Annotated in this window: 21 protein-coding genes; 3 read left to right on the top strand and 18 right to left on the bottom strand. The window is 46.6% G+C overall.

The features are described from left to right. Window positions 1-126: 126 nt before the first annotated feature. The 9 genes from RQM65_RS17890 to RQM65_RS17850 all read right to left on the bottom strand — a co-directional run bounded on the left by RQM65_RS17890 (window position 127) and on the right by RQM65_RS17850 (window position 8,479). On the bottom strand, window positions 127-573 hold the full coding sequence (locus RQM65_RS17890) for a protein tyrosine phosphatase family protein (protein ID WP_314016967.1): 447 nt from the start codon (window positions 571-573) through the stop codon (window positions 127-129). A 14-nt stretch (window positions 574-587) separates the two neighbouring features. Beyond that, window positions 588-1,991: an MBL fold metallo-hydrolase gene (locus tag RQM65_RS17885; RefSeq protein WP_314016965.1), complete on the bottom strand. Its 1,404-nt coding sequence runs from the start codon at window positions 1,989-1,991 to the stop codon at window positions 588-590. A 141-nt stretch (window positions 1,992-2,132) separates the two neighbouring features. Then, on the bottom strand, window positions 2,133-2,810 hold the full coding sequence (locus tag RQM65_RS17880; RefSeq protein WP_314016964.1) for a metal-dependent hydrolase: 678 nt from the start codon (window positions 2,808-2,810) through the stop codon (window positions 2,133-2,135). A gap of 47 nt (window positions 2,811-2,857) precedes the next feature. After that, complete coding sequence (locus RQM65_RS17875) at window positions 2,858-3,880, bottom strand: LLM class flavin-dependent oxidoreductase (RefSeq protein WP_314016963.1); 1,023 nt, start codon at window positions 3,878-3,880, stop codon at window positions 2,858-2,860. 119 nt (window positions 3,881-3,999) lie between these two features. After that, window positions 4,000-5,052: an NAD(P)-dependent alcohol dehydrogenase gene (locus tag RQM65_RS17870; protein WP_314016961.1), complete on the bottom strand. Its 1,053-nt coding sequence runs from the start codon at window positions 5,050-5,052 to the stop codon at window positions 4,000-4,002. A 63-nt stretch (window positions 5,053-5,115) separates the two neighbouring features. Next, window positions 5,116-5,535 (bottom strand): OsmC family protein, encoded by a 420-nt coding sequence (locus RQM65_RS17865; protein ID WP_314016960.1) that lies wholly within the window; start codon window positions 5,533-5,535, stop codon window positions 5,116-5,118. A gap of 101 nt (window positions 5,536-5,636) precedes the next feature. Further along, window positions 5,637-7,034: an NAD-dependent succinate-semialdehyde dehydrogenase gene (locus RQM65_RS17860; protein ID WP_314016959.1), complete on the bottom strand. Its 1,398-nt coding sequence runs from the start codon at window positions 7,032-7,034 to the stop codon at window positions 5,637-5,639. A gap of 179 nt (window positions 7,035-7,213) precedes the next feature. Then, window positions 7,214-7,756: a DUF4251 domain-containing protein gene (locus RQM65_RS17855; RefSeq protein ID WP_314016957.1), complete on the bottom strand. Its 543-nt coding sequence runs from the start codon at window positions 7,754-7,756 to the stop codon at window positions 7,214-7,216. Window positions 7,757-7,846: 90 nt separating this feature from the next. After that, window positions 7,847-8,479 (bottom strand): SDR family oxidoreductase, encoded by a 633-nt coding sequence (locus RQM65_RS17850; protein WP_314016955.1) that lies wholly within the window; start codon window positions 8,477-8,479, stop codon window positions 7,847-7,849. 150 nt (window positions 8,480-8,629) lie between these two features. Here RQM65_RS17850 and RQM65_RS17845 point away from each other — a divergent pair, with 150 nt between their 5' ends. Further along, window positions 8,630-9,400, top strand: coding sequence for a DUF481 domain-containing protein (locus RQM65_RS17845; protein WP_314016954.1), 771 nt, complete (start codon window positions 8,630-8,632; stop codon window positions 9,398-9,400). A 20-nt stretch (window positions 9,401-9,420) separates the two neighbouring features. On the opposite strand, the gene RQM65_RS17840 is transcribed toward RQM65_RS17845, so the two are convergent. The 4 genes from RQM65_RS17840 to RQM65_RS17825 form a co-directional block, all read right to left on the bottom strand. Then, window positions 9,421-10,116, bottom strand: coding sequence for a 3-keto-disaccharide hydrolase (locus RQM65_RS17840; protein WP_314016953.1), 696 nt, complete (start codon window positions 10,114-10,116; stop codon window positions 9,421-9,423). A 23-nt stretch (window positions 10,117-10,139) separates the two neighbouring features. Next, on the bottom strand, window positions 10,140-10,592 hold the full coding sequence (locus tag RQM65_RS17835; RefSeq protein ID WP_314016952.1) for a cold-shock protein: 453 nt from the start codon (window positions 10,590-10,592) through the stop codon (window positions 10,140-10,142). 61 nt (window positions 10,593-10,653) lie between these two features. Next, a complete protein-coding gene (locus RQM65_RS17830; protein ID WP_314016950.1) occupies window positions 10,654-10,872 on the bottom strand; it encodes a hypothetical protein in 219 nt (72 codons plus the stop codon). 363 nt (window positions 10,873-11,235) lie between these two features. Next, on the bottom strand, window positions 11,236-12,012 hold the full coding sequence (locus RQM65_RS17825) for a hypothetical protein (RefSeq protein WP_314016948.1): 777 nt from the start codon (window positions 12,010-12,012) through the stop codon (window positions 11,236-11,238). A 147-nt stretch (window positions 12,013-12,159) separates the two neighbouring features. Here RQM65_RS17825 and RQM65_RS17820 point away from each other — a divergent pair, with 147 nt between their 5' ends. Next, a complete protein-coding gene (locus RQM65_RS17820; protein ID WP_314016946.1) occupies window positions 12,160-12,792 on the top strand; it encodes a GntR family transcriptional regulator in 633 nt (210 codons plus the stop codon). A 162-nt stretch (window positions 12,793-12,954) separates the two neighbouring features. Here RQM65_RS17820 and RQM65_RS17815 read toward each other — a convergent pair whose 3' ends face one another. Together RQM65_RS17815 and RQM65_RS17810 are read right to left on the bottom strand one after the other, a co-directional pair. Continuing rightward, entirely contained in the window at window positions 12,955-13,221 is a 267-nt protein-coding gene (locus tag RQM65_RS17815) for a hypothetical protein (protein WP_314016944.1), read from the bottom strand. A 33-nt stretch (window positions 13,222-13,254) separates the two neighbouring features. Further along, on the bottom strand, window positions 13,255-14,271 hold the full coding sequence (locus RQM65_RS17810; RefSeq protein ID WP_314016942.1) for a M4 family metallopeptidase: 1,017 nt from the start codon (window positions 14,269-14,271) through the stop codon (window positions 13,255-13,257). A 447-nt stretch (window positions 14,272-14,718) separates the two neighbouring features. Here RQM65_RS17810 and RQM65_RS17805 point away from each other — a divergent pair, with 447 nt between their 5' ends. Then, window positions 14,719-16,080, top strand: coding sequence for a Gfo/Idh/MocA family protein (locus RQM65_RS17805; protein WP_314016940.1), 1,362 nt, complete (start codon window positions 14,719-14,721; stop codon window positions 16,078-16,080). Here the strand turns inward: RQM65_RS17805 and rhaM are convergent. From rhaM to RQM65_RS17790, 3 genes are read right to left on the bottom strand one after another with little or no spacing between them, the layout of a single operon-like run. Further along, entirely contained in the window at window positions 16,068-16,382 is a 315-nt protein-coding gene (gene rhaM / locus RQM65_RS17800) for an L-rhamnose mutarotase (protein ID WP_314016938.1), read from the bottom strand. The genes RQM65_RS17805 and rhaM overlap by 13 nt on opposite strands. Window positions 16,383-16,403: 21 nt before the next feature. Beyond that, window positions 16,404-17,711, bottom strand: coding sequence for a Gfo/Idh/MocA family protein (locus tag RQM65_RS17795; RefSeq protein WP_314016936.1), 1,308 nt, complete (start codon window positions 17,709-17,711; stop codon window positions 16,404-16,406). 44 nt (window positions 17,712-17,755) lie between these two features. Beyond that, the gene (locus tag RQM65_RS17790; protein WP_314016934.1) at window positions 17,756-21,316 is read right to left on the bottom strand and encodes a sulfatase-like hydrolase/transferase; all 3,561 of its coding nucleotides are present in this window, start codon (window positions 21,314-21,316) and stop codon (window positions 17,756-17,758) included. Window positions 21,317-21,353 lie beyond the last annotated feature (37 nt).

Below are 21,353 nucleotides of genomic sequence, written 5' to 3'. Positions count from 1 at the left end.
GCATGAAAATACAATAATTTCGGCCAAATTCAAGAAACCGGTCATCAATTCATCGTTAAGTCCCTACCCCTGCTACCTTGGGGTCGGTGGCAAAAGGTAACACTGCAGTATCTTGGCAGCGTGCTGTCAATGCTCGTTCACATATTTTTTAAGAAACTGCTCCAATTCAGGCACATCACATTCAAATCCCATATCCTCGGCTTGTTTGATAACCTCTTCCCCGGACATGTTTTTCTGGCACCCGATATGCATCATGACAAATGCACCAGAGCGCTTTCCGGATTTGCAATGGACCACGATCGGGGTGGGCAGGTTTTCAAGTTCATGCCGGAAATCATCTACCAAAGCTTCCGATAATTTATCTTCGGAAACTCCAATGTGCCTGTATTTCAGATTATTTTCCTTTGCCAGCTCCTCTTCTTTTTCGGAAGTGACATTTTGCTCCTCATCATCGGTCTGCAAATTAATGACCGATTTGAACCCCTGCTCGGCAAAGTTCTTAAAGCTGTTTTCATCCGGGTCAAAAGCGGCCACCGAAATTTCATTGTTGACTTTCTTAATATCCTTATCCATAGTTTTTTCCTATTTTAATTTTCTGTTTTATTTTCAATTGGTAAAGCCGCAGCCTTCCATGCCTTGAAACTTCCGGGAATGCTGTTGACATTTTTAAATCCTTTTTTTTGTAGGAGGCTGGCCGCGATGCTGGCCCTATAGCCGCTAGCGCAATAAACTGCGAGATTTCGTTCTTTATCTAGCTTGCTCATCTTATCCGATAATTCGCCAAGAAAAATATGCGATGCATCAGGAATGTGGCCATTTTGCCATTCCTTATCCTTGCGTACATCCAGTGGTAGATAGTGTCCCTTGTTTTGATTGAGTTCATGTACACTGAGTTGGGACAATTTTATAATTGGTTTGCCCGATTCTTGCCAGCTACGCATGTTCCCAGCCAGATAGCCCTTAAAATTGGTATGCCCGGTGCGCCACAATAGGGTTACGACCCGCTCTAGATCCTTATTATCGGGCAGAACCAATAAAATAGGTGCGTCGGTATCTATTAACCATCCGGCCCAAACCGATAGAATGGGACGTTCTCCCATATTGAGGGCACCCTCTATATGACCGCCGCCGAAAGCTAACATATCTCGCGCGTCTATAATGAGAGTATCTGTCTTATTCATTTCATCCTCGAACTCTTCTACGGTCAACGAACGCACAGGTGGCGTATGACCGAATATTTTTGGTCCCTCAACATTAAGTTTTTTCATTTTCGGATAATGGGTCGGGACGGGTGGGGCATTATCGTGAATGGCTTTTTTAAACTCGTCGTAAACCTCAATTTGCATGAACGGATTATGTTTTTTCTCGTATCCGATCGTACTACTCATACGGTCCCCGATATCAGGTCCACATGCCGAGCCTGCGGCATGGCATGGGTATATTATCACATGGTCCCCAAGCTTGCAGAAAAAGTCCCGCATGGTGTTAAAAAGCGCTCGGGTCAATTCGTCCGTCTTTTCGTCGCCCAGTAAATCCGGCCGGCCAATAGAATCTACAAAAAGGGAATCTCCGGTCATTACGCCCCAAGCTTCTTTTTCATGCGTACCGGATATTAAATAGGATAAATGTTCGGGGGTGTGACCGGGCGTATGCTTTGCCCTTAATTTGACTTCGCCGAACTCAAACTCATCTCCTTCTCGAATGGATTCATGATCAAAATCGTACGTAGCATCCTCCTCAACACTTACATAAAGCTTAGCGCTTCCAGCGCAACGGGCTACCAACTCACGCGCCCCGCTCATAAAATCCGCATGGATATGCGTTTCAAAAACATGAGTGACGGTTACGCCATAGTGTCGCGCTTTTTGGAGGTAGATATCGGCATCTGGGCGGGGATCGATTACTGCTGCGCATCCCGCACTATCGTCTCCTATAAAATAGGATACTTGGGCGATACCTTCCGCTAATATGGGTTCTAATACTAAAGCCATCGTTGTTTGTATAAGTTATAATTTTTTACTGTAAAATTGATTAGAAAGGAACTACAATTACCAAAATCAATATGAAATTAATGCTGGTGTTTTATACAGCTAGTACTCTCAAGGTTATTACCTCCATATACCTAAAGATAATTACACATCTATCGATTCCCCCACTTCCAGTAGCAGCAGTTCCTTCCCGGCCTTATCGAATTTTTGCTCGGCCTCGGCATGGTCTATCCGGGTAAAGGGAAAGGCATCGTAATGCACCCCCAGAACCCTGTTGCATTTCACAAAATCGCTGGCGATAATCGCATCTTCTACCCCCATGGTAACGACATCGCCTATGGGGAGGGCGGCCAAGTCTATGGTGGCCCATTCGGGAATCAGTTTCATGTCCATCGTAAGGGCGGTATCGCCGGCCACATAGACATTTTTATCGGCCATGAAAATAAACCCACTGGCGATGCCCCCGTAACCGCCTTCCGAAAAACTGCTGGAATGTATGGCAGTGGCCCCTTTTACCTTCCCAAAATCAAAGCTTCTCGTGCCGCCAGGGTTCAAGGGCATTGCCTCGAGCCCTTTATCGGCAAAATGTTGGTAGACCTCGAAACTGGCGACAATCGTAGCGCCCGTATTTTTGGCGATCGCTTCGGCATCGAGCATATGGTCGGAATGTGCGTGGGTCAGAAATATGTAGTCCGCCTTTAGGGCCTTGATATCGATTTTATCCTTTGCGAGTTTGCTCTGGGTGATAAATGGGTCAACGAGAATGGTTGCCCCGTTCATCTCCAAGGATAAGGTGTTCTGTCCGTAATGTGTGATTTTCATTTTTCTAAAATTTTTGATTTCTTAAAGCTGATCAATGGTACGTGTTATCAAATGCCATGGTCAATTTGTTCAAATTGTAGTTCCTTCATTGCGTTCGCAAATAGCGCTATGGATTGCAGCCGGTGTTCTTGATGGTATAGGTAGGATGTGCTAATCACTTCATCGACTCCTGTATCCCGAACAAACTCTTCGGTTTTTTCCTTGACGTGGTCCTGGTCTCCCACGAAGGTATACTTTAACATTTGCCGTAGTGCCGGATGATCCCGCAATTGCCGGATGTCTTCGGTCATATCGGTGGGCCGTCGCATATAGTCCAATTGATTGGTAAGTACCCCCAACATCATCCGGTACATACTGGTAGAGCGGCGTTCCGCTTCTCCATGACTGTCTGCAGCAATGATGTTGATCCCTGCAATGGTGTAGGGACGTTCAAGATTTTCGGATGGCTCGAATTCGTTGTGGTAAATGGAAAGTGCCTGATGCAATTGACCGGGAGCAAAATGACTCGCAAATACATAGGGTAAACCCAATTTTGCCGCCAAATGGGCGCTGTCGGTACTAGATCCAAGAATATAGAGGGGCATGTCAACTCCTTCCGCCACAGTTGCGCGTACTTTTTCCGCCGTGGAGCGGTTTTCAAAATAACTTTGGATTTCCCGTACCTCATCGGGAAACCGGTGAACGGCACTCATACGGTCGCTACGTATGGCATGGGCCGTTACCTGATCGGTGCCAGGGGCCCTTCCCAATCCCAGATCGACCCTCTTCGGATACAAGTGTCCCAGAGTACCGAATTGCTCCGCAACGATCAAGGGAGAATGGTTTGGAAGCATAATGCCGCCAGAGCCGACGCGAATAGTGTCGGTATGGCCAGCGATATGGCCTATTAAAACTACGGTAGCCGAACTGGCGATACTGATCATGTTGTGGTGTTCCGCCAACCAGAAGCGATGGTACCCCATATCTTCGGCTTTTTGTGCCGTCTCAACACTGTTCTTGAATACCTCATCGTGATCTATATCCTCTCCTACCATAGCGAGTTCCAGAAGGGAATATTTTGTCTTTTTCATCTTGAATAAAATTAACTGTGTTTCAGGGTTAAGCAATTGTTTAAAGATAGGTCTTTCATGGGTCTCAAAAAAACAGATCCGCCTGAAGGCGGACCTGTCGGCGCTACCCAAAAATTCTATCAGTTCTTCAAAGAAGCCATATCTATTACGAATCGGTACTTTACGTCGGAGTCCATCACGCGGTCGTAAGCCTTGTTGATATCACTGATGTCAATGAGTTCGATATCGGAAACGATATTGTGTTCCCCACAGAAATCCAGCATTTCCTGAGTTTCCTTAATGCCGCCGATAAGGGATCCCGCGATGCGCTTTCGACCCATTATCAAGCCTCCTCCATGAACGGGTTCCAAGGGTTCCACCGCCCCCACGAGTACCATGGTGGCATCTCTTTTCAATAGGTTGATATAAGGATTCATATCATGGCCAACGGGAATCGTGTTCAGAATAAAGTCAAAACTGCCCTGATGTTCTTTCATGGCATCCTTATCCTTTGAGATCAGCACTTCGTCTGCCCCCAAACGCTCGGCATCCTCCGCCTTGTCGGGGGAGGTCGTGATCATCACGACATGCGCGCCCATGGCATCTGCCAATTTAACGCCCATGTGTCCGAGACCGCCCAACCCGATTACACCTACTTTATCGCCTTTCTTGACGTTCCAGTTTTTCAAAGGGGAATAGGTCGTAATTCCTGCACATAATAGTGGCGCCGCCGCTTTCTCGTCGATGTTCTCCGGAATATGCAACACAAATTTCTTATCCACCACGATCGATGTGGTGTATCCGCCATGGGTATGGTCGTCCATATGCTCGTCTTTACTTCCATAAGTCATGGTGGCTCCCTTTTCACAGAACTGCTCCATATCGTCCTCACAGGCAGAACAGCTCTGGCAAGAGTCGACCATGCAGCCAACACCGACCAACTGGCCTTCCTTAAAATCGGAAACTTTCTCCCCTACCGCGGTCACACGGCCAATGATCTCATGTCCGGGAATCATCGGATAAACGGAATTGCCCCAGTCGTTCTTTACGGTGTGGATATCGCTATGGCAGACGCCGCAATAGGTGATGTCGATTTCAACGTCATCTTTTAGCACGTCGCGTCTTTTTATGGACATCGGCTCGAGATCTGCTTGGGAATCTTTTGCCCCGTAGGCATTTACTTTTTTACTCATTATATTTGAATTTAGTCGGTTTAAGGGCAACAGAATTGCTGCCCCTACTTGATCTGCCGCGTTCTATGCCTCCAACTTGGCCTCTAAGGTGATATTTGTATCCAATAATTTGGAAACGGGACATATTTTCTTGGCTTTCTCAGCCAATTCCACGAATTCATCTTCCTTTATGTTAGGTACTTTACCTGATACGCTCAGGGCAATCTTAGTGATTTCACCATCCTCAAAAGTGACTTTCGCATCGGTATGTAGGTCATTTGGCGTATAGTCGTTTTCGCCCAATAGGCCGCTTAATTGCATGGTATAGCACCCGGCATGGGCCGCCCCGATAAGTTCTTCGGGATTGGTTCCTTTTTCGTCCTTAAAACGGGTGCCGAAGGCATATTTTGCCTTATCTAATGCACCACTGCCCGTGGTTATATTTCCTTTTCCTTCTTTAATGCTTCCTTCCCAATTGGCGGAAGCGTTTCTTGTAAAATTCATATAGGTATATTTAAATTAGTAATTCTATTTCGTTTGTAAAAGTAATCCGTGCTGTAAGCGTAGAGCGCCTTCAATAGGTATCGGCTATGGCGTGGCCATCTTCAGTCTTCCATATTTACTTTCATCACCGCCTTAGCATTGACAAACTCACGAATGCCGAAGCCACCGTGTTCCCTGCCGTAACCCGAATCCTTCACCCCGCCGAACGGCATATTGGGCTGGGCGAGTCCAAATGAATTAATGAAGACCATTCCGGTATCAAAATGCTTTTTGGCAAGTTCGAAGGCTTTATCCTCATCTTTCGAGAAAATACCACCCCCTAGGCCGAAGCGGCTGGAATTGGCGATACCCATGGCGTCTTCGTTATCTTTTGCTCGTATCAAAGAAGCTACGGGACCAAAAAGCTCATCGTCATATGCGGGTTGCCCGGGCTCAAGGTTTTCTAAGATGGTTGCCGGATAGTAGAAACCGTTCCCTTCCGGTTTTTCTCCTCCAAGGACCACTTTGGCTCCCTTTTGTACACTTTTTTCGACTTGCTCGTGTAATTTATCTCGCAAGTCTTCCCGCGCCATGGGCCCTATGTCGGAATCGCTCTTGGTAGGGTCTCCCATTTTAATCGCTTTCATCCCCTTGGTAAACGCCTCCTTAAATCCATCGTAAACCTTATCTACAACTATAAATCGTTTTGCCGCTACACAGGTTTCCCCATTATTATAAATTCGGCCTTGGACACATACTTTTGCGGCCAATTCTACGTCGGCATCGTCCAGCACTAAGTACGCATCGTTACTGCCGAGTTCAAGTACTGTCTTTTTCAAGACCGCCCCCGCCTTTTTGGCAATGGTCCTACCTGCATCGGGACTTCCCGTCAGGGTGACCCCACGTACCAAGTCGTGTTCGATAATTTTGTCGGATTGGTCATGATCGATAAGCAAAACCGTAAAAAGATCCTTTGGAAGTCCTGCATCCTCATAAATTTCTTTTAAAAGTAATGCGGATCCCGATACGCTTTCGGCATGTTTCAATAGCACCCCGTTACCTGCCATTAGGTTCGCAATGGAATACCGCACGGCCTGATATGCCGGAAAGTTCCAAGGTTGGATGCCGTAGATGACCCCTATCGGCGAGTACGAAATGACTCCCCTACCTCCGTTCGGCAAATCGCGCTCTACTTCAGCCAGTTCCTTACTGCTATGATCTGCGGTATAATCACAGATACCGGCGCAAAGGTCGATTTCCTGTTCGCCCTGTTTTAGGACCTTCCCCATTTCTTGGGTCATTAAGCTGGCGAACTTATCCTTATTTTTGGACAGCTCCTTTCCGATAGCCTTGATAATTTTGCCACGTTCGGCGGAGGATTTTAAACGCCATTCCTCAAAAGCTTTGTGGCACCTTTCGACAGCCTTGAATGCTTCTTCATCGCTCATAAGAGCGTATTCCTTAATTTCTTTTCCGGTCGCGGGATTTATCGTCGCGAACCCATTTTTAGTTGTTTCCATATATTCTAAAAATTGTTTTAAGTGATTTATGTGACGTTATGTTTTTTTCTGCAGCCGTTCACCATGGTGGGACGCCGATTCCGCAGAGAAGAAATCTATTGGAACCAAAAGGCTAAAACAGCTCTAATCACAAAGAATTTTGATTTTGTCGATTTCGGGTTTCCACCTTTGCGGTGCGGTTACTTGTCTTCGCTCGGTATCGGTTGAACGGTACCACTGTAGCGGATGGGAAAACGCTGTGAGCTGTTCACACTGATTATACTATTCATATTCGGAAACAGAGTGACCTCTATATCAAAGCTTTCCGTAGCTTTTTTCATCTCAATTTGAACGATATAGCGTTGTTTTTGCTCGTCTTTTGTAATCTCCATTTCGTCCGGAATACCTTCTAGCTTAATCCCGGGACCATCATGGTTATATCCTCCACCCATCTGTCGCTCCCCAAAATAAGGAAGGTAAATGGCGACACTATCTCCCGTAACCTTCAAATAATTCGGGTTTCCGATGAGACTGATCTGACCGGCCGAACTGCCTGGCGGAAAAAGTCCCGCATCCGAAATACTGTTTAAGCTTGCGGTCGCCATAGGCATTGCCTGATCCGATCGGATCTCGAAATGTTTTTCCGAGACCAATTCTTCCAATCGTTGGCTTTGCGCATTGTCCGTTACCCTTGAACTACTTCCACAGGAATAAAGGATACTTACAAGGAATACTATCAACATAAGCGTTTTTAAATTCATGGTCCCTGTATATTAAATAATGACTAGCTTGGGCTGAAGGGCCGCCAGAATTCACAGTGTCTGACTGGCAGATTACTTTTTTAGTTCCTTCAAAGCCTCTTCAATCACAACTTCTCCCGAAACAACCTCAAAAGCGGTGTTGTGCGCGGTAGTGTTTTGCAACGCAGCAACCAGAATCCGGGCAACATCTTCCCTGGGAATTTCCCCGACCGACTCCAATTCCTTCTTTACTTTGACTTTACCCGTACCCTGTTCATTATTCAAGGTGCCAGGTCTAACAATAGTATAATCAAGCCCGCTGTCTTTCAGATATTCGTCCGCTTTGTGTTTTGCCTTAAGATACTCCTTGAGCTGATCGGCCTTCTCAGGTCGCCCCGCTCCTATCGAACTGAGCATCACGAATTTCTTAATTTCGGCTTTCTTACTTGCATCGACGAGTCGCTTGGCTCCTTCCTGATCGACCTCGACCACTTTTTCACCACCAGATCCGGCTGCAAATATGACCTTATCGACACCTTCTACCGCTTGGGAAAGATTATCCTCAAGATCGGCCAAAACGGTTTCGACGTTTTTAATGTTAAAAAAATCCTTCTGGTCGGCCTTGCGGATCATGGCGATAGGTTTGTAATCCTTTGAGTTGTTTAGAATGTTTATAATGTGTTTTCCGGTGGTGCCGTGTGCACCAGCTACTAGTACGTTTTCCATATACTTCTTTCGTTTACGGTAAAGTTAAATGCTTAAAGTTCACTTTAATGATGCAAACAAGTATAAGATTGACGGATATGGCTTAGGAAATGTACTTCCCGAATTCAATTCGATTAAATATCTTTGCCGACTTCACGGTAAATCCACTATATGCCCAAGCTTAAAGAACAGCTTATCGTTTTACTTTTTTTCGGTTTTGTTACTGGATTGAACGCCCAGCTCGTCAATATTGAGTCGAAACGTATGCAGAAAGATTCCGTTCGGTTTGCCCTAAAAAGTGATGTACTCTTCGATTATACGGATACCAACGGAAAATATATTTTTGAGATCGGTACGAACGTGGCGACGCAGTTAAAGTCAAAAGACCTGAAAAAGATTTTCTTTTTTATCGGAAACTTTGACCTGATACGAAGTCAGGACCAAGATTTTCAGAACTCTTGGTTTTTTCACCTGCGGTACAACCAAAAACTCTCCAATTTGTTCCGATTGGAGGCCTTTGTCCAGAACCAGAACAATACCCTGTTGACGATAACATCTAGAAATCTGGTAGGTGCCGGCATCCGATTAAAGGTAATTTCGACGGAATGGTCCAGATTATACTTGGGGAATACGTATATGTATGAAATTGAAACAAGCAAAGAAACCGATCAGCGCTTTTTCAACCATAGAAACAGCAGCTATCTTTCGCTGTCACAGGCGTTTGATAGAACAAAACTGGAACTCACCGGAACGGTATATTTTCAACCGCTCTACGATGAAATCGCCAATCACCGGATTCTGGGTCAATTGAAAGCGGAATTACCGATTACGCAAATTGTGAGTCTTTCTGCGCTTTACGATTATTTTTATAGTAGTTTTTCAATAGCCCAGGGAAGCGACCGCTCTTCCCAGTTGAAGGTGGGACTCACGTTTAATCTATAAGGGCCGGTAAAGAAACTCGTCTAATCCGGAGAAGCACTGAATTCAGTAATCGGTGCAAGTTCAAGCTTTCTGAACTCCACCTCAGAACCTTCGGCCTGTACCGCAATCTGCCCGCTGCTGGCAGTGGCGTCGTAACCATGATTGACAAAGTCACCGTTCACCCACACCTTAATTTCGTTATCGAGACATTCAACAACCATCCGGTTCCACTCCCCTACCGGATTTTCAGAATTGTCGGTCAGATTTAAAATCCGTCTTTTTTCACCTTCGGTAATTCCCCATTCCTCTTTTGGTCCTCGCCGTTCTACCATATTATCCACGGTAATATCCTCGACAATACACCAGAAGTCACCGGCATTTTCGTGCATCATCTGTACCTCAATGGATTTCGGGAACATTTTATAGAGCGACCGGGGGGTCGATGCAAATACAAGTATGCCACAATTGCCGGGTTCGCCGGCGAAGCGATATTCTACTTCCAATCGGAAATCGCGATATTCCTTATCAGTTATAAGATGTCCTTGAGGTGTGCCTAAGCTTACCAGAAGCCCTTCACGAACAATAAAGGGATTTCTAGTATTGGGGACACTGTCCATTTTGGGCACATCAACACGCCATCCGGAAAGATTTTTGCCATTGAAAAGACTCATGGTCGATTGCGCCCTGGCGGAACCGACCATAGAAAATATAACTAGCAATAAGATGAACCTAGGCATACCTTCAGGGTATAATGAACATGCTAAACCTGCTTTACCCGAACGGCGTTCAGACCTTTCCTGCCCATCTCAAGTTCAAAAGATACTTTGTCGCCCTCATTAATTTCGTCGATCAGGCCACTGACGTGTACGAAATACTTTTCGTTATTTTCGGAGTCGATAATAAACCCAAAACCTTTTTCAAAATCGTAGAAAGAAACCTTGCCGTTTCTTATCGGGTCGAACTTTTCTTCGTCGCCCTCTTCCTTTGGGGGAATGCCCAGTACAATTTCGTCTGCATCTACCTTGACCTTTTCCGATGGGTCCGGCGGGGTATCGACCAAATTGCCCATATGGTCCACATACGCAAAAGGTATGCCCTCACCACTGTCCTTTTCAGCCTTGCGGGCCTCCTTTTTCTTTTGTTTCTCTTCGCGCTTTTTCAAGCGTTTTTTCTCTTTTTCGGTCTTACTGTAAGTTTGCTGCGATTTAGCCATTCGTTGTAAATATCCTTTTTTAGAATTAGGAGGATAAGATATGTATTTTTTTTTAATCTCGCTACAACAATCTCCCTTTAAGCCGTTTTTCGATTTTTTGTTTAATGGCGGTCAAGCGTTTCATGAGATCCATCAATTCTTTGTCCTTCGTTCTCTTATACTCCTCGTTAATTGACAAAATCAGGGCCTTAGCTTCTCGCGAAGCATTAACGCGGTCACTGGTAGTCAATCCTGACCACTTTCTATTTTCAAAATCGGAAGCTCTCTTTAATAACTCCATAATATGTGTAATTTACGCTATAATCGAGATTTGAATGCTCCGAGGCTTGCCTCGAAACGCTAATGTTTTTTTCTTACGAATGCCTAGTGCGGGTGCCCCGAGGTAGTTGACTTTTTTCAATTTATGGGATGTCGGGATAGATTATAGCATCTGGCCATCACCGAACAACTCAGCATATGCATCGCAATCGTTGAAAGCTCACGCTATGACGTCTAGCATTTCTACGGATTAATATTAAAACAAAAACTGGAAATAAAAAAGATTGTTTAGTATTTTTAACTTTTGTTTAAACAAAAATAAAGCCCTATCCGGATGGGATAAGGCTTTTACTAATTATATCGGTAATCTTGCTGGCAGGTTGGTCTATTCTTTAAGGGAAATAGTCTCCTTGGTACCGTCGGGGTATTCCAGCTCCGCAACATCGTCACAACTGCCGTCGCCGAAATCAACGAATACCTCGAGACCGTTTTTTCCCAAGGTCATATTGCCTTTTCCGACGTACTCACAGCCGATCTGCGTCTCCAAAACCTTGGGGATTGATACGGTATAGGTGTTGCTATCGATACCAACGACCCAATCACCGTCAACGGTGACCCTACTGCTATCCGCGCCGATTATGAGAGCTATTCTTTTAACGCCCTTCTCGGAAATCACTTTCCCGTCGCCCATAGTGAGGCTTAGGTCACTGGTGACATCCATGACGAGGGAATTTTCTTCCCCCCCGAAGACTATCGTTCGGGTACCTCTAAGCTCAATGTCGCCGACCGTGAGCTCGTCATAAGTTACGGTATAGGCATACGAACCCCCTTCTTCTTTGAAAACGACGGACAGGGATCCGTTAAGGTTCTTGCCCCCTTCCTTGCAATTGTCGAAGGCGATGCTGTACCCCGTTTCCATCCAATCCGCCACGTAACAGGTTTCGTTCCCCGAGGATTTGGCCGTATAACCATTGTCAATAACGTCCCGTATCACATCATCGGCAATTCCTGAGATTTCATCGGTTTGCAGTACGGTATTCAACTCGTTCTGTGACACTTGGGTCTCGGTCGAACCGTTATCATCATCTTTGCTACAACTAAATACGAGGATTGCTGCGCCCATCAACAGGAAGGGCCTAATTCTCAAAATCGGTTTTTTCATAATATAAGATTTGGGTTAAAGTGTTTAAAACGTTGGGATTAGGACTTTAGTATTAGAAATTGGGTTATTTGGACAAACAGTTCAAGTCTCGTACTATTTAGCGCACTACGACGTTAATAAATCGTATACGATAGCTATCTTTACCTCATGCAACAAAAAATCAACATTCGGGACCGCGTTAGGGAACATCTTTTGAGCCAGATGCAGGCGGGCCATCTAGAAGCGGGCCAGAGCATCAATTTAGCGGCGCTGTCAAGAAAATTAAAGGTCAGTGTGACCCCAATTCGCGAGGCGCTGACCCAGCTCCAACAATCCCAGATTGTGCAGGCCGTGCCCAACAGGGGATTTAGTATCGCCAAGGTCAATCCCGAGGAAGCCAAAAACCTGTACGAACTCGTCGCGCATTTAGAACTGCTCGCACTTGAGGAGTCCACCTTCGACACCGCGGCCATTGAGGGCCTCAAGACCCAAAGGGATATTGTGGCCAAGGCCGAGGATTCCCTGGAGCGTGTCAATGCCTATATGGAATTCCATCGCTTGCTGACCAAAAACTACAATAATTCGGTGGTGCAGCAGATTTTGAAGGACTTGAAGACCCGTATCTTTTTTTACGAGCGGCAGTTTATGGCCAACGATTCCTTCCACTACAATTCCAATGCCCAGCACGACGCCATCATTTCGGCGATCGAGGATGATAATATCCCCTCTGCCTCGTTATTCTTGAAAATGAACTGGATGTTGATACAGAGCTATATCGAAAAGCAACTGGTGGTATTGTAGCGCTGGTTATCCCTAAAATTAGGTGTTAGCTCATAGGTCAGTAGGTGAATGAACAATAAGGACCGCCATGTCCGCTCAAATTAGGTCTCGACTGAGCCTGTCCCGAGCGGAGCCAAGAGGCTCGATCAGACATCTTGCAGATTATAGTACAAAATCGGTGGATTATTCTTTATTGGATATCGTGTTGATAAACTCCCGAACCGGCATTGGTAGATTGGTTTCGTCGTAACGCGCCTCGCGCTCTTCTTCGCCATCGACCAGTTTGAGGTAATAGTGCAATCCATCCCTTAAAGCCGTGTTCTCCGGGGTCAGTTTACGGTCGAAAGCTTCAAAAAGATTTTCTTTTGCTTTATCCTCAACCTCAATATGCCCGTTGTATTCCTTGGGGATGCCCGTAAAACCGCCTTCTATCAAAATTTCGTACTTCATCATATTGATATTTGATTCCCTATCCTGTTTTCATCAGGCCACTATCGGTGCTAGCCCGACCTCTGAAAAACTATTCGCAATGGCGTCTGCGGCCGTATCACGTACCTTGTTCCCGTCAATAAGGCGTTGAGCGGTTATGATAATCGTTTCGACCATATCGTTGAAATTGGCCGTTCGCCATAAGTTTTTCAAGGTTTCGAACCAAATCAATGCACATTCGTCGATTCCGATTTCCAGACAGCTGAGATAGAACGCCTTGTTCGGAATTCCGGAATTTATATGAACCCCCTGATTATCCGCCGTACCGGAATAATAATTGTCCATATGATCCGGTTGGGTGTCGAATTCGTTGGCCGTACCGGGTGCTTTCATCGATCGGATGGCCACTCCCGGGAAATCTTCCGTAACCACGGAATCACCAATGAGCCAATCCGCTTCCGAAATATCCTGCTTTAGGTATTTTTGCTTGATTACCGTGCCGAATACATCGGAAAAATGTTCGTTCAGGGCACCGGACTGGCTTCGATACTCCAAATTCGCAAGAAATTGGGTTATTCCGTGCGCCAGCTCGTGCGCTACCACATCGATGGCACTGGCGAAGTTTTTAAACTCCTTGCCATCCCCATCGCCATAGGTCATTTCGTCGCCGTCCCAGTACGCATTGTTATAGTCTTTTCCGTAGTGGATGTTCGAAATTATGTCCAGACCCTTACCGTCAACGGAATCCAGTCCGAAAGCATCCCTGAAATACTCCCTCACAAAACCGGAAGTCTCGTAGGCCTTGTTGGCCGTTTTATCTTCGGTATCCGGATCACCTTCTTTACGGACCAAGGCCACCCGCTGTCCGTAGGTGTTCTGCGAATCGTAAATGAAACGCTCCCCGTTCCCATCTTCGAACTCTCTTACCAACAGGTTATTGAGGGCTGTTCGTCTTCTTTCCAAAAATCGTTTGGAATCGTTTAAGGCTTTTTTGCAACTGGTATTCCCGCGCTTGGCGAGTTCTTCCAGAATATAGGGCGGAACGATAAAACAGTGATGGTTGCTACACATAAAAAGTGAATTTATAGGTTAGGGGCCAAGAACCATGGGTTCTGGATTCGAAGTCATTGAATGGATACTGATTTTGGTTTAAAAGGGCTTAAGCTGCTATTTAAAAGATACATAAAACTACGTTTCTTCTTCGCCGAATACCAATATATTCGCGTTAAGGCTTTGCTAAAAGTGGATAAGGGATTTTGAATCGGTCTCTGGGGACCAAATAAAAAAGGCTCCCGTCATAGAAGCCTTTATCTTAAAAAATGGCACTGGATGGTCCCTGAATTGTCCTACTTCGACAACTGGACGTCCTACGGATTTTTGCATGGTCGTATCCTTGACATTTTTATTTATATTTAGGCCCGAAGCGAGCGGAGGCAAAATCTGAATTACCGACCGGAACCGAAAACCGAATCAACGCCCGGAGTTGAAACCTGAACATCCGAAAACAAAAGCATTCCTATGAACATCAACAGACGACATTTTTTAAAAGGAACGACAGCCGCCATGGTACTATCCTCTTTCGGGGCCTATGGCATCGATTTGATGCACAGCGAAAAGCCCATTCGAGTGGGACTTATAGGTGCTGGATGGTATGGGAAGAGCGATTTGTTCCGGTTGATACAGGTGGCCAATGTGGAAGTGGTATCCCTTTGCGATGTGGACGCACATATGCTATCGGAAGCTGCCGAACTGGTCTCTCAACGCCAAAAATCCGGCGCAACACCCAGATTGTATTCGGATTACCGCAAGATGCTGGCGGAAAAAGATCTGGATATCGTACTTATCGGAAGTCCCGACCACTGGCATGCCCTGCATTGTATCGAAGCCCTAAAAGCGGGAGCCCATGTATATGTCCAGAAACCCATCAGTAAAGATGTGATGGAGGGCGAGGCGATGGTTGCCGCCGCACGCAAATATGGAAAAACCGTTCAAGTGGGCACCCAGCGTAAGAGTACGCCCCACCTGATCGATGCAAAAGAACGGATTGTGGATACGGGCAAGCTTGGTAAAATATCGCATGTTGAAATGTGCTGTTACTACCATATGCGCGCAAATGGCAATCCGCCGCTACAGCCCGTTCCAGATTTTTTGGATTACGAGATGTGGACAGGGCCCGCTCCCCTTCGCCCCTATGACGGACTGCCACATCGACGTTGGTGGCGGACATTTATGGAATATGGTAACGGCATTATGGGCGATATGTGCGTACACATGCTCGACACCGTGCGTTGGATGCTCGGCCTCGGATGGCCCAAGCGTATTAGTTCTACTGGAGGTATATACGTGCAAAAGGAGGGAGAATCGAACATAGCCGATACCCAAACGGCCGTATTCGAATACGATGAACTTGATTGTGTCTGGAACCATCGCTCTTGGGGCACCCCGGCCGACCCCGACTATCCATGGTCGTTCAAGCTCTACGGGGAAAAGGGTACGTTGATGGGCAGTACGATGCAAGCGGATTTTGTTCCCCATGGCGACAACAACGGCGAACCGATACATTTTGATGTACTTTACGAGAAAGAAAAATATCCCGAAGATTTAAAGGAAAAGGATATCGAGCTGAACGCCGCCCCCGCGACGCGACTACATATGCTCGACTTCTTGGCCGCCATTGACCAGGGAAGAAAACCTATAGCGGACATTCAGGAGGGCCATATCTCCACGGCCAGCTGTATCTTGGCGAACATGGCCATGGAATTAAAACGGCCCTTGGTCTATAATCAGGATTCCTTAAGCGTTCTCAACGACCCCGAGGCGACGAAATTGTTGCAGCGGGGGTACCGCGAAGGATGGGAACATCCGGGTCAATCCATATAATATACTTCTTTTAGAGGAGTACAGACAGGGGAATTGTCAGCATTCGTTTCCATGATATCCGCCATAAAATCCCACCATTTTTGTACGATTGGGTGGTCGGCCAAATTCTGTGAACCCCCATCGCCGAATGCCTTTTGAAACGCAAATAGCGTGTTGGTTTCCTCGTCGAGGAATATGGTATATTCACTGACTCCCGAATCTTTCAACAACTTCTCCAGCTTTGGCCAAATTTCGTCGTGTCTTTTAATATAGGCTTCTTTTTGACCGGGATTCAGTTTCATTTTAAATGCCAATCTTTTCACGATAGTATTATATTTTGATTTTCAGCTATAGTTTCGATTCTGCCGTTTCAATAATGCATTCGCCTCCTCATTGCCTTTAAATTGCTCCTTGACCGGGTTCCATTCCAACGGCTTGCCCAACCAGTAGGCGATGTTCGCAACGTTGCAGACCGTCGCCGATCGGTGTCCCGTCTCCGCGGGACAAATGGTTTCTCCCCTTGATTTGATGGCGCTCAGCCAGTTGTCATAGTGGTTGTTCTGGTGGTCGAACATTTTTGAAGGGTTTTCAAAAGGCTCTTGATAAACGATGTTGAGGGGAAGGGATTCCAAAAAACTACGTCCGACATCCAAAATACCTTCCGAACCGATAAAGCGTACGGCCCACCCTCTACCAAAATCCTCATGTACCACTTCTACGCCGTTTTCATAGACCATTTTGAGCCCCCGAACGGCTTTGGGGTCCACCGGGGGCGTAAATCTGACCGGCCCGGTATCGTCCATTCCCAAGCACCATTGGGCAATATCGAACATGTGCGCACCCCAGTCGGCGAGTATTCCGCCACCTGTTTCCTTGAAGTCCCGCCAATCGGGATAGGATTTCACCACCTCGGGCGCTATAGCACTATTGTAATCTAACAAAGGTGCAGGGCCACACCACAAATTCCAATCGAGACCTTTGGGCATGGGTTCTTTGGGAAGGTTATAATCAATGGCCGGGTCTCCAACATTAACAATTACTTTTTCAATTTTTCCTAGCTTACCGGAATTTATAGTTTCCTTAGCTTTTTTAAACCTATCCCACGACCGCTGCATGCTTCCCGTCTGAAAAACAGCCTTGTTTTTTTTGACCGCGTTTACGATCTGACGGCCTTCGTAAACGGTATTGGTCAAGGGCTTTTCGCAATACACATCCTTGCCCGCATTCAAGGCATCTATGGCCTGAATGGCATGCCAGTGGTCCGGGGTGGCAATGATCACGGCGTCGATATCCTTTCGACTTAGTAGTTTTTGGTATTCCAAGTAGGTCTTTACGCCCTTATAGTCGTTTTGACCCCTTTTCTCCGCATAAGAACCGCTGACTACCTCCTCGAACAGCTTGCGTTTTGATTTCCAAACATCACTTCCGGCAACAATCTGGGCCTCTGTCTTGTCTATAAATTTATTTGCCAAAATACCGCCTTGCTTGCCCAGGCCGATGTATCCGAGATTGATTCTGTCACTGGGGGCCGTTATGCCGCGTCCGAGCACATGGCGGGGCAAAATCGTTATCGCTCCAAAGCCGAGTAGACTATTTTTAACGAAACTTCTTCGGGACGGGGCAGTAGCACTCTTCTTACTTCTTTGTTCCATTTTCTGCGTTTTTGTTTAAGACTTTTGAGATTGAACTCATCTCGCTAAAAAGAATTAACGACCAGTTCGACCACGTTTTTTCCGGGCGTCAGACGAACACTTCCAAAAGCGGCATTCACTTTCTTGCCGTTCAGCTTCATCACCTTATCGGGGGAAGCTTTCAGTGAAAAATCCGCGACCATATTGGCAGGAATCTCTATGGTGTAGCGTTGCAACCTGGGGTTGACATATTCGTACTCCCCGGTTATGGGTCCTTTTATGGTGGGCGTTTTTATGCTGCTCTTTTTCAATTTGCCCATTTGTGGCTTGATATTGGCCTTACTAAATCCGGGAGTCGCCGGGGTGATGCCCCAAAGTCCGCGGGGAATAATATTTGCAGGAACCGCCCCCCAGGCATGGTTCCAGTCCGCATTGGGCTTGTATTTCATATCCCAGGCTTCTAAAGTGATGGTAGAACCGATACGGATCATGTTGTACCAGCTGCGGTCCGACGTGGAGGTCAGCAGGTCAAAAGCGTAATCGGCTGCCCCCGCATTGTAAAGCCCTTCCATGAGATATTGGGAGCCATAAACGCTTGCGGCCATACCCCGGGACTTAATGAATTCCACCACTGATTCCTGCCGGGCTTCGGGAACGATTCCGAAGGCCAAGGGAAACATGTTGGCATGGATGGAAGAATGCTCGGTTCCGATGCCGTCGATATAGGCGCCCGTCTCGGGATTGAACAATTGTAGGTTGATGGCCTTCTTGGCGGTCGCGGCCCGCAATTCATATTCCAGCTTTTCGTTATCCTTACCAAGCACCTCGGCAAATTCGGCCATGATCTTCATATTTTTGTAATAAAGGCTGTTGATGACCGTATTATAATCCTTGAGTACGAAGCCGTCCCGTTCTCCCATTACCTTCGGGTCGCCGCCCCAACCCGAGGGGGGCCAATCCACAATGTCCCTAAGCTCTTCATCCCTATCGCCAAAGCCCAGGTTTTTCATGATTTCGGGGGTTACCTTGGTCGAGGTGATGAGACCGTAATCACCTTTTAGATCCATAAGGGCCTTGTATTTTAGGTCATCGTAGTATTTTTCGATTAGTTCTGTATTGCCTGTATACATATAGTCGGCATGGAACATCAGGGCGACGTGCTGTTGCCATTCGGTGGGCCAAGTCGGCATTTCCATAAAATATTCGATGGTCTGTCGCGCGATGGCGTATTCTTGATCGGTAGTATAATGGCTCAATTGATTAAGGTAGGCGTCGGCCTCGTAGGGGATGCGTTCCCGGTCGCCGTCAACGTAAAGTCCCGCAAAGGTGGTGGCCTTGATGGAGTATTTGCAGAGTTCCCAGACCTGATTCAGGATGTCGTTGTCGGATGTAAAGCTACTGGCATCCTCTTCCCAATAACTATGGAAGGCTAGTTGGGTAAAATCTTCCGCTTCGACATTTTCTTGGGTATTTTCAAGTTCCAAGTAGCGGAAAGGCACCAAAACGGGAAACGAATCCGGTAGGGCTACCGCTTTATTTGGCAAGGTGTTGCGTTGGTCGATTTGTACCGGTAGTTGATATTCCTTTTTATCAGGGGTAACCGGTACTTCTATGCGCTGATATCGGATATGGCTCTTCTTGGCCGGTTCTCGGTTCAACCGATTGCCATCGAGCTGCTCGCCTACGTGAAAGATAAGGGTATGCGGAGATTTGGCATCGTAAGTAAAATCCATTGTCGCAAAGGCATCCTTTCCAAAGTCGATGAAATAGGCATCGCCGCGTTTTTCGAAAATCTTAGGCTTGATGCTGTCGATCTGGAACCTGTTGGACGTAGTTATAGCATTTTGCTCTCCAGGGTACCTAACGGTAGATCTTTTTTCGGAGGCCATTGTAAAGGATTGGGGTTCGGAATATTGGGAAAGGCGGTTGTCCTCATCCCAGATACGGACTTTCCAATAATAGGTTTTTCCGCTTTTAAGATCCTGTCCCGCATGTTCGACATCAGTGGATTCCGGGTCGCGAACCTGTCCGCTATCCCAAACATCACCGATATTGTCATCGATATTTTCTTTGGAGGATGCGACCAGCACTTGGTAGGCCGATTGGGTAACGGCCCCTCGCGGTACCGACCAGCCGTATTCGGGACTGGAATCCAGGATTTTCACATCGGATGGCTGACGAATAAACTCTATCAGCAAATTCTCTGGACCGTTGGAATAGGCATCGCTGTATCTGTAGATCAGCTCATCGGTCTTTTGGCGGAAGGCCTTCAGTTTATCCCGATACCTTTCATCGGAAGCCAAATTTTCAGTTTCTTGGGGGTCTTCTCGCAGGTCGTACAGTTCTTCGATGGATTGGTCGTTCACGTACCTAAAGTATTTCCAGTCTTGGGTCCGTACCCCTTCGCTCGGCGGAATGTGTTCAAATTCCCAAAGATGTTCGATCAGGACGGTATCCCGCTCCAGGTTTTTTACTTTTTTCGAAACCAAAGGCATCAGGCTTTTTCCCTGCCAGGTTTCGGGAGGCTGCAATCCGGCCAAATCCAGAATCGTTGAAGGCACATCAACGTTCAGCGCCAGTGCATCGCTGTCCTCTTGATTCCCTAACCTGGGATCGTAGACAATCAGCGGTACCCGAACGGAATTGTCGTACATCAGCCATTTACCTGCCAATTGACGTTCGCCCAAAAAGTAACCGTTATCGCCCATCAAGATGATGACCGTATTCTGGTCCAATCCTTTCTTTTTGAGCTCCGCACGGATTTTGGCGATTTCGCGGTCAATGCCAGAAATCATTCTGTAGTAACCTTTGACGCTGTGCTGGTATTTTTCCGGCGTATCGTAACGCCAATTCCAGCGCAATCGGTTAAAACCATCCCTGACGATTTTTGGTTGGGCCTCAAAATACGGGTCCTCTCCTAATTCCGGACCGGGCATGGTGGTACCTTGCAATAATTTGTCGGATTCCGCTTGCCAGAAATACTGGTCTTTGGCGGAATCATGGGCGTGGGGAGCGCTAAAACTAAGGGACAGGCAAAAGGGTCGCGAAATGTCTGCCTCGTCGATAAAATCAATAGCTTTCTGACCTGTATATCGGGTAAGGTGTACGGTATCTTTGCCAAGGGTCTTGTAGTAATACCCGCGCCGATCGTCGTAGGCATTGTTCCGGTCGTAAGATTCAAATTCATCGAATTGTTTTTCCAGTTCATCATAGCGTACCCCGTACTTGCCATAGAAGCCTGTTTTGTATCCGTTATTTTTAAGGATGGTCGGATAGGAGCTAAGCATATAATCGTCTCGGATATTACCCGTCTGAAAATTGAATTTGTGCGTCCGCTCATATAGTCCCGTCAGGATGCTGGCGCGGCTGGCCGCACAAATCGGGGTGGTAACCATGGCATTTTCGAAGTAGGTGCCCTCTCTGGCAAGCCTATCCATTTCAGGGGTGGAAATCAGACTGTTTCCAGCATAGCCTAGGGCATCGAAGCGCTGGTCGTCGGTGAGGATGAAGATGATATTCGGTTTGTTGGACGTTTTATTTGAATTACCATCTTGACCGGAAACGGAAATGGGAATACTAGAAAGGATACCTACGAGTACTGAAAATAGTAGAAAACGTGTCTTCATGGAATTATAGGAATAAGCACGGTACAGGATAGACCTT

It is taken from the genome of Pricia mediterranea, assembly GCF_032248455.1.
GTDB lineage: Bacteria > Bacteroidota > Bacteroidia > Flavobacteriales > Flavobacteriaceae > Pricia > Pricia mediterranea.
Note: the sequence above shows the minus strand (reverse complement) of the source record. Positions and strands in the feature narration are given on the sequence as shown.